The 12,214-nt window shown below is 69.0% G+C and carries 11 protein-coding genes; 6 read left to right on the top strand and 5 right to left on the bottom strand.

The features are described 5' to 3' along the window. Positions 1-4: 4 nt before the first annotated feature. The 3 genes from ABZU74_RS12875 to ABZU74_RS12865 form a co-directional block, all read right to left on the bottom strand. Positions 5-1,969: a CRTAC1 family protein gene (locus ABZU74_RS12875; protein WP_355422160.1), complete on the bottom strand. Its 1,965-nt coding sequence runs from the start codon at positions 1,967-1,969 to the stop codon at positions 5-7. 362 nt (positions 1,970-2,331) lie between these two features. Further along, on the bottom strand, positions 2,332-3,387 hold the full coding sequence (locus ABZU74_RS12870) for a carboxymuconolactone decarboxylase family protein (protein ID WP_355422157.1): 1,056 nt from the start codon (positions 3,385-3,387) through the stop codon (positions 2,332-2,334). A gap of 37 nt (positions 3,388-3,424) precedes the next feature. Then, the gene (locus ABZU74_RS12865) at positions 3,425-4,480 is read right to left on the bottom strand and encodes a carboxymuconolactone decarboxylase family protein (protein WP_355422154.1); all 1,056 of its coding nucleotides are present in this window, start codon (positions 4,478-4,480) and stop codon (positions 3,425-3,427) included. A gap of 235 nt (positions 4,481-4,715) precedes the next feature. On the opposite strand from ABZU74_RS12865, the gene ABZU74_RS12860 reads away from it, so the two are divergent. Both ABZU74_RS12860 and ABZU74_RS12855 read left to right on the top strand, forming a co-directional pair. After that, a complete protein-coding gene (locus tag ABZU74_RS12860; RefSeq protein ID WP_355422151.1) occupies positions 4,716-5,285 on the top strand; it encodes a hypothetical protein in 570 nt (189 codons plus the stop codon). Between the two features lies 1 nt (position 5,286). Beyond that, complete coding sequence (locus ABZU74_RS12855; protein WP_355422149.1) at positions 5,287-5,844, top strand: copper resistance protein CopC; 558 nt, start codon at positions 5,287-5,289, stop codon at positions 5,842-5,844. A gap of 126 nt (positions 5,845-5,970) precedes the next feature. Here the strand turns inward: ABZU74_RS12855 and ABZU74_RS12850 are convergent, their stop codons facing one another. Together ABZU74_RS12850 and ABZU74_RS12845 are read right to left on the bottom strand one after the other, a co-directional pair. Further along, positions 5,971-6,933, bottom strand: coding sequence for a DUF1702 family protein (locus tag ABZU74_RS12850; protein WP_355422147.1), 963 nt, complete (start codon positions 6,931-6,933; stop codon positions 5,971-5,973). Then, entirely contained in the window at positions 6,930-7,928 is a 999-nt protein-coding gene (locus ABZU74_RS12845; protein ID WP_355422144.1) for a DUF1702 family protein, read from the bottom strand. The genes ABZU74_RS12850 and ABZU74_RS12845 overlap by 4 nt, the downstream gene beginning before the upstream one ends. Before the next feature lie 161 nt (positions 7,929-8,089). On the opposite strand from ABZU74_RS12845, the gene ABZU74_RS12840 reads away from it, so the two are divergent. From ABZU74_RS12840 to ABZU74_RS12825, 4 genes are all read left to right on the top strand, one after another. Continuing rightward, positions 8,090-8,641, top strand: coding sequence for a DUF5987 family protein (locus ABZU74_RS12840; RefSeq protein WP_355422141.1), 552 nt, complete (start codon positions 8,090-8,092; stop codon positions 8,639-8,641). Continuing rightward, the gene (locus ABZU74_RS12835) at positions 8,638-10,272 is read left to right on the top strand and encodes a GMC family oxidoreductase (protein WP_355422138.1); all 1,635 of its coding nucleotides are present in this window, start codon (positions 8,638-8,640) and stop codon (positions 10,270-10,272) included. The genes ABZU74_RS12840 and ABZU74_RS12835 overlap by 4 nt, the downstream gene beginning before the upstream one ends. A gap of 306 nt (positions 10,273-10,578) precedes the next feature. Then, positions 10,579-11,406 carry an AraC family transcriptional regulator gene (locus tag ABZU74_RS12830; RefSeq protein WP_355422135.1) on the top strand — a complete coding sequence of 276 codons (828 nt, stop codon included), beginning with the start codon at positions 10,579-10,581 and terminating at the stop codon, positions 11,404-11,406. A gap of 118 nt (positions 11,407-11,524) precedes the next feature. Further along, complete coding sequence (locus ABZU74_RS12825) at positions 11,525-12,178, top strand: MerR family transcriptional regulator (protein ID WP_355422132.1); 654 nt, start codon at positions 11,525-11,527, stop codon at positions 12,176-12,178. Positions 12,179-12,214 lie beyond the last annotated feature (36 nt).

Genomic DNA, 12,214 nt, shown 5'->3' with positions numbered 1-12,214 from the left:
TCGCTCACCTCTCCTGGGCCTGGGCGCCGAGCTCGAACGAGTGCCAGCCCGGGGTCATCGAAAGCTCCTGCTGATGCGGCTGACCGGTGCGATCGCGCCAGTTCAGCTCGACCCGTACCGGGCCGGTCACGTCCTTGCCGAGTCCGATGTGGACTTCGTTGCTCCGCTTGCCGGAGTGGCCGCTGCCGCCGTCGACGCGGCCGAGCAGCACCCGACCGTCCGCGGTCGTGACCTTGACCTGGGCGCCGACGACTGGCGAACCAGCGGTCCCGGTCGCGGCCGTCGCGCCGGCCGGGGCGGGGTGGGTCAGGCGGAGGCCGAGGAAGGCGCCGGGGTTCGGGCTCTGGTTGTGGTAGAAGACCGGCTCGTCCCACTGCCGGGCGACCGCGAAGTCGAGCCGTCCGTCGCCGTCGGCGTCGCCGGTCGCGATGCCGCGGGTCGGCACCGGCGCGTCGAGGCCCAACCGTGGCGCGATGTCCAGGTAGCGGCCGCTGTCGGACTTGACGAAGAAGTGCAACCGCTGGCTACCGCCGATGTCGTCGCCGGGGCGCACGTGCGGCCACCAGGTGGTGTTGCTGAGCAGGTTGTCGTTTGACATCGCGAGTTCCTGCAGCTGCGGCCACCTGTTGACCTCGCCCTTGACGAAGCCGGTCGTCTGCGCCACGACCAGGTCGCCGCTGTTGTTGAAGTCCGCCATCTTCACGTCCCAGCCCCAGCCGGACCAGGCGAGCCCGAGCGGCGCGCTCTCGTCCTTGAACGGGGCGGTGCCGTCGTCGAGGTGGGCGCGGAGGTCCTTCTGGTCCTTGGCGGAGTTGACGAAGGCGAAGTGGCTCTCCTCCAGGCCGAAGGTGGTGGCGATGTTGCTGACGTACATGTCGTAGAGGCCGTCGCCGTCCAGGTCGCCGAAGTCGACGCCCATGCCCTTGAACGAGTCGGCGCCCACCCGCTTCGACTTGGGGACGAGCGGGTCACGGACCGCCTTGACCGGAGCGAACTTGATCTTGCCGGGGGTCGACCTGTTGTAGAGCATCCGGTCGGGGCCGAAGTCGTGGGCCACGTAGAGTTCCGGCAGGAGGTCCGAGTCGACGTCGTTGGCGGCCGCAGCGAGGGCCCAGCCCTTCGACACGTCGCGCGGGAGAACGTCGCTGACCAGTTCGAAGGTCGCCGTCGGCTCGGCGCCGGCGGTGGCGCCGGTGCACCGGAAGAAGTAGTCCTCGCCGCCGTTGAACGCCTGCGACATCGAGTGGTTCATCGCGACACCGTCCTTCTTGGTGTCGTCCAGGACCGGGCCGTGCGGGAAGTAGTTGCCGACGAAGATGTCGATGTGGCCGTCACCGTCGAAGTCGTCGACAGCGACGGTGTTGGTGTTCCACTGCGGGCCGTCGTAGCGGTCACCGGGCGAGTGGGGCAACACCTCGACCGGTCGGAACGTGTTCATCGTCAGGCCGACCGCGCCGGCCTTGGCGAGATAGAGGATCGGCGTACGTCCCCAGAGGTAGACCAGCACGTCGGTGCGGCCGTCCTCGTTGAAGTCGCCGGGGACGCACCCCATCGGCGCCATCGTGTTGCTCATCGGCAGCGGCGCCGGGTTGAGCGCGAACGGCGCGTAGCGCGGGGTGCCAGGGCCGGGCACCGGGGTGACCACCACCTGGTCGATACGGGGATCGGTGATGCACAGGTCGTTGGGCAGCCCGTCCCCGTCGAGATCGTTCATCGCGATGCCCGAGCCGACCGACGAGATCCACGCGTTGATGTCCTGGTACTTCTGGTTGACCTTGCGGACGGTCTGCTGCGGGTAGCCCCCCGGCATCGCGATCGAGGCCGGCTGGAACGAGAACCCGCTCGCCGTCCGCGCCAGCTCGGATGCGGAGGCGGAGGGCAGCCGCCCCAGTTGGAAGAGCAGGGCGACCAGGGCCAGCGCCACGATTGCGGGTAGCCGCCGATGCAGCCATGAACCCTTCTGCGACATCTACTTGACCTCCGATTGTGACGGACGGGTACGGGGCCGGGAATCCCATTTCCATCGGTTCGGTAATGGGATTTCGCCGATGCCTGGACGGCTCCACGGAACGGGCATCAGCACCGATAGCCGTGAGCGCGAGTTTCCAGTTCCGACCCCTTCGAACAGGGAGTTTGGCGACGGTCTATCACCGCACATCCCGACTCACCGAGTTCGGTGAGCGCGCTGGATAGAGCGTCGCAGGGGCCTTAAACGATGTCTTCTTCGTCTGTGCTGGGGGCTTCTTCGTTCGTGCGGTGCGCCCAATACCCGGGCATGCGCCGATATTTTTTGGGCACCGGCCCGGGTGATAATTGTGATTTCCCGACCGACTACCGAAGGTGTCGGCTGCCGACCGCCAGCGCGGTGGCGAAGCTGGCCCAGGCGACCGTCTCGACCAACACGGCGTCGCCCTCGTGCCAGGCCCGGAACTCCGCGACGGTCTCCTCGTCGACCTGATACGAGGCGAACGCCGCCAGCAGGGCGAGCCGACCCGCGGAACGGTCGGGCTCCGGCAGGTCGGCGATCGCCCGCTCGCACCACTCGCGACTCAGGCCGGTGTCGGTGCCCTGCCAGGTCTCCAGGTGCGCGGCGACGAGGGCGCGCACCCGCGGCGGGACCGACCGCTCCCCGGCAGCGGTGAAGGCCGCGTTGGCGCGCGCTACCGCATCCGCCACCGCCGCGCTGCCCACCGCCCAGCCCGCCTCCGGCGGCAGGTCGGCCGCGGGTAGCAGGGGCAGCGAGCGACCGGCTGGATGCTCCTCGCGCAGGATTTCGTGCAGCAACCGGCTGACGCCGCGCTTCATCCTCCGCTTGGCCCGAGCGCCGAGCTGCGGTGGCAGCAGGAAACTCGACAGGAAGACGTTGACCATGCGGCTCAGGTAGTGGAACGCCACCACGACGCCCACCAACTCGGCGCGCTCCGCCGGGTTGAGCGTCAGGTCGAACGCCGGGAAAGCCGCCGGCTGGTGGGCGACCCGCGCCCAGCTGGCGAGCGTACGCACCCTTGGATCCACGATGTCCTCGACCCGGTCGGCGACGATCGCCTCGGCGTCGTGCTCGGTCGACAGGTCGTACATCCCGGTGCTGTGCATGTCGACGCAGTAGGGGCAGATGTTGGCCACCGACACCGCCGACGCCACCGCCTCCTTGGCCAGCCGGTCGACGACGCCGCCGGTCATCAGCGGCTCGCGCATCAGCATCCAGTAGGCGGCGAGTGTCCGGGGGGCCGGCGAGTGCAGCAGCAGCGGCGGTACGACCAGGCGCATCTCGTCGGTGGCCTGCCGGTAGACCTCGGCCACCAGACCGTCGGCTGCGGTGGGTGCGACAGGCGTCACGTACTTGACCTGGCGCTGAACGACCGACGAGACGACGCGGGCGGCGACCATGGTTACCTCCGTTGAGGGTGTGGACGTCGCACTAGCATCACGCCGGTGACGCCGCCGACCCCACTCCGAGCGTGCCGACCCGCAGCGCCGCCCTCATCGCCGCCCAGGACGCGACCTCGATCAGCTCCCGGTCGCCAACTCCCGTCGTCCGCAGCGCGTCGAAGTCGGCGTCGATCGACTGGTAGGAGCCGAACGCCGCCAGCAGGGCCAACCGGCCGGCGGGTTGGTCGGCCGGCGCGAGCGCCGAGACCGCCTCGCTCAACCAGCCACGGTTGACCCCGGGAGGCCGCCCGTCCCAGGCGTCCAGCCGATCGGTGACCAGGGACCGCACCGGGCCGGGCACCGAACGCAGGCCCGCGCGGTCGAAGGCGGCACCGGCCCGCGCGAACGCGTCGCCGATGCTCGGGCTGCCGGCGGCCCACTCCGGCACCGCTGTCGCCGGGGCGGCCGGGAGCAGCGCCAGCGCCGCCCCCGGCTCGGGCCCGCTGCCGGGCAGATCCATCAACCTCCCGAATACCCTCCGGACCGTCGTCCGTGCGGCGCCGGGCAGCCGTGGCGGGAACGGCGACTCGGGGAGGAACAGGTTGACCATGCGATTGATGTAGTGGAACACCACCGCCACGCCCAGCACCTCGGGGACCGCCGCGGCCGGCACCGGGACCGCCGCGGCGGTGTGCCCGCTGTCGCGTGCCCAGCCCGCGACCGCCCGCAGGACCGGATCGACGAGTTGGTCGAGGTTGCCCGACGCGATCTGCGTCGACTCCCGCCCGCGAGCCAGGCCGTGCATCGTCGAGCTGTGCACGTCGACGCAGTAGGGGCAGGCGTTGCCGATGGACACGGCGGTCGCCACCGCCTCCTTCGTTCCCCGGTCGACGGCACCCCTGGCGACAAGCGTCTCGCGCAGGATCATCCAGCAACCGGCGAGTGGCTCGGGGGCCGGTGAGTGCAGGGCAACCGGCGGGGCGAGCATTCCGAAGTCGCGTTCGACCTGCTCGTACACAGTGGCCACCAAGCCCTCGGCCACGGCGATCGGTACCGGCGTGACGTGCCGGACCGTCCCCGCGGCCCGGCGGGTGCCTCGAATCATGATCATGCCCACGGCGCTCTCCCTTCGACCGCAAGCCCAAGGATGTCGATGCCGACCGGCCGGGGCCGTCTCCGAACTTGCGGTATCGGGTGGATCCGCACGAACACCGTGTGGGGGCCACCGAAAACCGACCGGCCGACACGGGCTCGGGTCGGGCACAAGAGCACCTTCAAAGAAATTCCTCCGCCACCCAGTGACTACCGTGAGTGCCGGGCCACGCCCACCGACGAATGGAGTTTCAATGTCCGCTGTCGCGGCCCCACCGAGGTCGGGCTTCCTCGCGTCCCTCAACGGCCGGCACCACCGTGCCGCACTGAACACCTTCATGGTGATCGTGATCGCGCACTGGGCGGAACACCTCGTGCAGGCGTACCAGATCTTCGTGCTCGACATGCCCCGACCCGCGTCGCGTGGCGTGCTCGGACAGTTCTGGCCGTGGCTGGTCACCTCGGAGTACCTGCACTACGGCTACGCCATCGTGATGCTCGTCTTCCTCTTCCTGCTCAGGCCGGGCTTCGTCGGTCGGGCGCGCACCTGGTGGACGATCGCTCTCGCCATCCAGTTCTGGCACCACATCGAGCACCTGCTGCTCCTCATCCAGGTGCAGGCCGGCTTCAACCTCTTCGGCGCCGCGGTGCCGACCAGCGTCCTGCAGCTCGTCATGCCCCGCGTCGAGTTGCACCTGTTCTACAACTCGATCGTCTTCATCCCGATGCTGGTCGCGGTCTACTACCACCTGCGGCCAAGCCGGGTCGAAGTCGAGGCGATGCGGTGCAGCTGCGCGCCGCGTCCCGTAGCGTCGCTGGCCTGACGTGGTCCGCCGAGGTGGGGCGCTGCTGCTCTTCGTCCTCCTGCTTTCGAGCGTCGCGTCGCCGGCCGCCGCCGACGGCGGTCTGGTCACCAGCGACCCTGCCGCGGGTGCCGCCGTTCCGGCGGCGCCCGCGGCCGTCGCGCTCACGTTCTCCGACGCGCCGGACCTGACGCTCTCCCACATCGCCGTGCTCGACGACGCGGGCAACCCGATCCAGTCGGGCGACGCACGGCAGGGCCCGGAGCGCACGGTGACCGTGCCGATCACCGTCGCCCGGCCGGGCAACCTGACCGTCGCCTTCCACATGGCGCTTGCCGACGGGGGCGAGGCCACCGGAAGCCTGCGGTTCAGCGTGGGCACCGGGGTGGCACCTCCGGCGCCGTCCCAGGTCGTCCGGCAGGCCACCGCCGACGCGCTCGCCGCGCACCAACACTCGATCGACCCGATGAGCGCCTTCCTGCTCTTCGTCGACGGGCTGGCCGTGGTGGTCGTGCTGGCACTGCTGTACCTCCGCCGGCCCTACCAGGCCGCGTCCGACACACCGGACACCCGTCCGTGATCTTTCCGGCGGCGCCGGCAACCACCCACAAGGCCAGCGGCTGATCATGGTCCGCGTAGGTGACCGGCAGGCTGCACCACACAAGCGCAAGGGGCCCCGCCTGATGGCGGGGCCCCTTGTCGCAGATCAACTGCCGAAGTTGGCGACCATGGCCGCGGCGATGCGCTCGCGCCAGAGCGCGAACGCCGGCGCCTGCCCGTCAGCGGGAAGGTCGGCAAGCGCCTCGTCGGTGACCTTCGAGGCGCTGGCCGGCGACATGCCGCAGAGCAGCTCAGTCGCCAGCTCGGTGTGCGGCTGAACGAGGTCGGCCTTGACCCGGGCCGCCGCTGCGAAGGCGGCGCCCTGCATGAGCTGCGGACGGTACGGGCCGGCCAGGTCCCGCAACCGGCGCAGTTCGGTGTCCGACGCGCCGCCCGCGTAGGCCGCGGCGAGGCCGGTGCCCGCCCACAGGTCGGGTCGCCTCGCCACCGGGAAGCGGTTGAGCAGACCGGCCACCCTCTCGGGGTCGGTGCCGCCGACGAACCACGACGCCCGCCCGATGCCCTGGTCGATGGCGTTGTTGGCGTACGGGTGGCCCGGCCACGGGAAGCGTTCGTCGCGGAACTGCTGGTGCACATAGCGTTTGGTGACGAAGTAGGCCTGATGGAATCCGTAGCCGTCGAGGACCAGCCAGCGCAGCAGCGGGTCGGGGGCGTACAGGGTGGACCAACGGAAACGGGGCAGTCGGGCCATCGCCCAGCCCACCCCGACGTAGACCATGTAGACGTGGTGTCGTGCCCGCCCGTCGAGGAAGTCGGCGACGTGCCGGGTCCCGCCGCCGGGCAACCCGTCGCGCATCGCCAGGGCCATCGCGGCGCCCTCGTAGGCGAAGCCGCGATAGCCGGCCGGCACCCGTTCAAGCGACGGCTCCGCATCCGTGGGCCGCTTCGCCTCGGCCGCGAACGCGTACCCGGCGAGGAATGTGCGGCCGACGGTTTCCAGCCGCTCCCGCCCGGCGTCGGACTTCACATGGAAGCCGCGGACGTCCATCCTGGTGGCCGCGACGTCGGGCGTCAGCACCCTGCGTCGCAGGCTGCGCCAAACGCTCATCGAACCCTCCTGTCCTCGTGATGAATAGCGGCGAGGCGGGCCCGGATCCGGTGGCGCCACACCTCGTAGTCGGGCTCCTCGGTGTCGGCGAAACCCACGGCCGCGACCTCGTCGGCCAGCACCGCGGCCTTTTCGGCGGGCAGGCCGGCGAGGATGGTGACAGCCGCCTCGCTGTGTTCGGGCAGGTAGCCGGCGAAGGTACGCGCCTTCGCGGCGAAGACCGCACCCTGCCCGAGGTGGTCGCGGTGCGCACCGGCGGCGGTGCGCAGATGCCGCAGTCCCTCGGGTGTGGCGCCGCCGGCGAACGTCGCCGCCAGACCGACCCCGCTCCACAGGTCGGCCCGCCGCTCCGGGGCGAACCGTTCGACGGCCGCCGTGACGTCGGCGGGTTCACCGCCGTGGATGAACCACAGCGCGCGACCGATTCCCTGGTCGACGGCGCGGGGGAAGTAGTCGGCGCGGCCGAGCCACGGGTACGGCGGCAGCGGGCGCTGCTGCCCCACCCACCGGTCGGTCTCGAAGTAGGCACGGTCGAAGCCGTAGCCGTCGACGGCCAACCAGCTCATGGTCGGGTAGTAGGGGGTGCCGGTCAGGTCCGGCAGCACGTTTTTCCACAGTGGACGGGGCAGCCGGGCCATCGCGAAGCCGATCCCGATGTAGGTCAGGAAGGTGTGCGGCAGGCCGGGGCCGCGTAGCAGGTCCCGGGCCTGGTGGCGCCGCCCGCCCGGCATGACGTCGCGGACCGTCAGTGCCATGGCGGCGCCCTCGTAGGCGAAGCCGCGCTGCTCCTGGTCGACCAGTTCCAGTCGTCGCTCCAGTTCCCACTGGTCACGCGCCTCGATACCCCACTCGAAGCCGCAGATCACCGCCTGTGGGATCGCCTCCAGACGCTCGGTAGTCGGGCTCGGCCTGACCGGGAAGCCCCGGCCTTCGAACGTGACGTCGGCCAGCGACGGCGTCAGCGCCATCCGGCGGATCGCACCCAGCATCGGCATGTCGCTCGTACCTCCCAAGGTTTGTTCCATCGTGCACGCGGGCGCCCCGGCGGTTCGTCTTCAGGCGTGCGCGGTCGGCCGACGGCACGACGGAAGAACGGCACGGATCGCGACAGGAACACAATGTCCGCAGCGATGAATCTGCGGCCTGGAGGCATTTCGTGGAAGTTCCAGACAAGACCATCACGATCGAGGCTTTTGCCGACACGATCATTCCAGGAGAGAAACGCTGGCCGGACGATCGGGCGATCGCGGGCGCCGCAACCGGTGCCGGCGCGGTCGCGGCCGGCGCGCTCGCACTACTGGAGCTGCCCGCCGGCGGTCTGGCCGAAGCGATCGATTCCCTCGCGGTGACCCTGAACGAGCACGCCGACGATTACGCGCACGAAACCGGGCTCAGTCTGGATGCGTCGGTGCCGTCGTTCGTGGCGCTGCCCTTCGACCACCGCACGGCGCTGGTGCGCATCCTTACCGACCCCGGCCATCCCGAGAAGCAGATGTGGGTGAGCCTTGCCCTCTTCTGCAACATGGCCTTTGACAGCGCGGCACACATGAGCACGCCGACGGCCTTCGCGACCGGCCATCCGGGGCTTCTCACCATCGGCTATTCCCAACCGAACGCCGACGGGATCTACCGGTTTCCGGAGTTCAGCTACGGACGGCAACTCGCCGACCACCATCCACAGACGACAGTGACGGGGAGTCCCGCATGACCGCGACGGAATCGACCGACATCCTCGTCATCGGCAGCGGGTTCGGCGGCGCGATCGCGGCCTACCACCTCGCCGCCGGTGGCGCCCGGGTGGTGGTGTTGGAGCGCGGGCCCTGGCTGCGCGCGGACGAGTTCGACCACGACTTCGAACTCGGCAAGTCGTACACCCGGATCTTCGACTTCGTCGTGGGCGACGGAATGAGCATCCTGGGCGGCAACTGCGTGGGCGGCGGCAGCGTGGTCTACTTCGCGACGATGCCACGGGCGCCCCGCTTCGTCTTCGAGCGGCAGGGCAGCATCGGCCGCCGGATGTGGCCGGCGGCGATCAACCGCGACACGCTCGACCCGTGGTATGACCGGGTGGCGGAGGCGCTACCGATCACCCAGCAGACCTGGGACCGCATCCCCTATGCCGGCGGGCTCTGGGGGGCGGCGTGCCGGCACGCCGGACGGACCGCCAACCCGGCGCCGGCAGCGATCGACGTCGACCTCTGCACGAACTGCAACTGGATGATGGCCGGCTGCCGGTTCGACGCCAAACGCTCGCTGTTGCTCAACTATCTGCCGGCGGCTCTCGACCACGGTGCCGAAATCCGCCCGCTGCACGAGGTGCAGCATCTGTCCCGGACATCCGACGGTGGATATCGAGTGCATTACCGGGTTGTTGACGGGGAGGACTACAGAATTCTGCACGGATCCGGCGAGATTGACGCGAAGATTGTCGTGGTCGCCGCCGGATCCGGTGCCACTCCAGTCATTCTGCAACGTTCGGAGCCACACCTCGGAAAAATGCCACACGCAGTTGGTCGATATTTCTCGGGTAACGGCGAAAGGCTGAATACCGCCATTTTCGATGAAGAAAAGGTGCGCGACGTGCTCGGCCTGAGCCGACCCGACGGACGCGCGTACTCCGCTTATCAGATCGGACGCGGCCCCACTGTCGCCTCTTGGGACAAGCTCGACGGCTCACTTCCCGAATACGAGCGCTTCTCCTTGGAACAGCTCTACTTCCCGCCCGGGCTCGGCACGATTCTGGCGCAGGTTCCGGGCGCGACCGGGCCGAGCTGGTTCGGCCTGGAGAAGAAGGAGATGCTGCGCCAGTGGCAGTCGTGGTTGACGATCTTCACGATGTCGGAGGACGACAACGAGGGCGTGTTCGGGCCGCCACCGGAGACCGGCAACGCGCATCGGCTGTCACAGCAGATGCTCGGGGTGGGCCCGCTGCGTTACGAGCCGACGAAGAACACCTGGCGCGGATGGTCGTTGTCCGACGCCGAGGTAAAGGACATACTCGAACGGGACGGGCTGGCCCGGGTCGCTCCTTGGACCAACGACCTGGTCGGCGCGTACACAGTGCATCCGCTCGCCTCCTGCCGAATCGGCGACGACCCGGCGACCTCGGCCCTCGACGACCGGCACGAATTGCGCGACCACCCGGGCATCTTCGTCACCGACGGATCGGCGGTGCCCGGCGCCCTCACCGTCAACCCGGCCCTGACGATCGCGGCGCTGGCTGAGCGGGCGATGCCGGGAATCGTCGCAGCGGCCCGCGCGCGAGGGGTTCCGGTCAGCTACAACGGCACGCTGCCCGCGCCAGCCACGGCGCCCGCCGTCGCCGCTCCCGCGGGTTGATACTCCGGGCGAATATTGACAATGCGGAGGATTGAACTTTACGCACCCTTTGAGCTGCCTGAACTCCTAGGCTTGTATTAGAGACTATCACTATCTACCACGGAGACCCCCCTACTCCACGATTGCGCTCCGTATCCAAGCAAATCTGCAGTGTTGCGGCCGAGGGCGGGATCGACTAACGTCGACATGGATCTCGGTGCATCACCAACGGGACACCGACGGTGACCGAAGAGGCGTATCTCAGATATTAGTTTACGCCTTTGGTGAGACCGGCAAGTTGTTCTCACGAATTGCTGGGGAGGAATCGTGGGGGACGCGGTTGAGGAAGCAGCGAAGCGCGCAATCGAGACAATGCGCGAGAACCTCAGCGAGCAAATTACCGTAAGCGACATGGCCCGAGCGGCAATGTTCAGCAAATTCCACTTCACCAGGATATTCCAGCGCGCAACCGGAGTGTCGCCAGGTCGTTTTCTGTCGGCACTCCGGTTGCAACGCGCCAAGGATCTGCTGGTCTCGACGTCACTCAACGTCGCACACATCAGCGTGCGAGTCGGCTACAACAGTGTCGGGACGTTCAGCTCGCGTTTCAGCAAGAGCGTTGGAATGTCACCGACGGCGTACCGCAAGCTGGCCGGGTACGCCCCACACATTCCCGTGGCGCCGACGCCGGCCGCGGGCACACCATCGACAGCCAGCATCCACGGACAGGTGCACCCGTCCAGCCCGGGTCTCGTGTTCGTCGGTCTCTTCCCGGACCGAATACCCGAGGGCCGGCCGGTCCGGTGCACCATCCTGTCCGGTCCCGGGTTGTTCCACTTCACCGGCGTGCCACCGGGCACCTGGTACCTGCTGGCCCAGTCGGTCACCGGCGATCCCACGGAGATCGCCACCGACCCGCACAGTCGTCCCATCTCCGTCGCCACCCACGGGCCACTCGCCATCGCCCACGACACCGTCCTCACGGTGGATGTCAATCTCCAGCCCGTAACGGCCCTGGACCCACCGGTCCTGCTCGCGCTCCTCGACGCACGCAAGGTGGCGCTCAGCGTCGTGGCAGCCCAGGAGAAGGCTCGGGCCGCCACCATCCTCTCTGCACGCTTTCCGGCCCGGTCGGTCGACCGTCCGGCCGCCTGAGCGGAATCACCCACCCGTGCCCGTGCCCGCTTCCGGTGTGCACGGGCACGCGGTCGTGATTCAACGACACCGGCTCATCGAAGAGTGGTCGACATGACGGGTCTACCTGGGGGAACCGATGCGCATTTCCTATCTGAGCAAAGAGACGGGCCTACCCGTCGCCACAATCAAGTACTACCTCCGGGAACGGCTCCTTCCCCCTGGTAGACCCACCGGTCGCAACCAGGCCGACTACGACGACCGTCATCTGCGCCGCCTGCAACTCATCCGTGCGCTGACCCACGTCGGGAAGCTCGACCTGTCGACCGTCCGGCAACTGATCGCGAGCATCGAGGACCGCCAGCTTCCCCTGGCCGGGCTCTACGAGGTGGTGCACTCACTCGTCGGCGACGCCGCCGATCTGTCCGACGCCACCGCCGACGTCGACCAGTTCATCGACGAGCTGGGCTGGGCGGTGCACCCCGACGCGGCCGGCCGCGGTCAGCTCGCGCAGGTCGTCGCCGCGCTGCGCCGGCTCGGCTGCGACTGCAGCATCCAGTTCTTCGCACCGTACGCGGCGATGACCGAGCAGCTCGTGGCACAGGAGATGGCCCTGCTACCCGCCGACGACGCGGACGTCGATCGAGCGGCCGCGGTGGTTCGAGCGGTGCTGCTGGAGGTCGCCATGACCGCGGTGCACCGGATGGCGCGCGAGCACTACGTGCACCAGTGGCTCGGCAAGGGCTCATCCGAACACCCCGCTCGGGCGGAGGCCGCCGCGGACAGGGCATGAGTCACCGCGGACAGGGCATGAGCCACCGCGGCGGGC

Source organism: Micromonospora sp. NPDC005171, from assembly GCF_040608575.1.
Classification (GTDB): Bacteria; Actinomycetota; Actinomycetes; order Mycobacteriales; family Micromonosporaceae; genus Micromonospora.
Note: the sequence above shows the minus strand (reverse complement) of the source record. Positions and strands in the feature narration are given on the sequence as shown.

What these genes read in the sequence shown, in the direction of transcription:
- ABZU74_RS12875 (WP_355422160.1), bottom strand. Translation starts at nt 1,969, where the DNA reads ATGTCGCAGAAGGGTTCATGGCTGCATCGGCGGCTACCCGCAATCGTG.
- ABZU74_RS12870 (WP_355422157.1), bottom strand. Translation starts at nt 3,387, where the DNA reads ATGGTCGCCGCCCGCGTCGTCTCGTCGGTCGTTCAGCGCCAGGTCAAG.
- ABZU74_RS12865 (WP_355422154.1), bottom strand. Translation starts at nt 4,480, where the DNA reads ATGATCATGATTCGAGGCACCCGCCGGGCCGCGGGGACGGTCCGGCAC.
- ABZU74_RS12860 (WP_355422151.1), top strand. Translation starts at nt 4,716, where the DNA reads ATGTCCGCTGTCGCGGCCCCACCGAGGTCGGGCTTCCTCGCGTCCCTC.
- ABZU74_RS12850 (WP_355422147.1), bottom strand. Translation starts at nt 6,933, where the DNA reads ATGAGCGTTTGGCGCAGCCTGCGACGCAGGGTGCTGACGCCCGACGTC.
- ABZU74_RS12845 (WP_355422144.1), bottom strand. Translation starts at nt 7,928, where the DNA reads ATGCCGATGCTGGGTGCGATCCGCCGGATGGCGCTGACGCCGTCGCTG.
- ABZU74_RS12835 (WP_355422138.1), top strand. Translation starts at nt 8,638, where the DNA reads ATGACCGCGACGGAATCGACCGACATCCTCGTCATCGGCAGCGGGTTC.
- ABZU74_RS12825 (WP_355422132.1), top strand. Translation starts at nt 11,525, where the DNA reads ATGCGCATTTCCTATCTGAGCAAAGAGACGGGCCTACCCGTCGCCACA.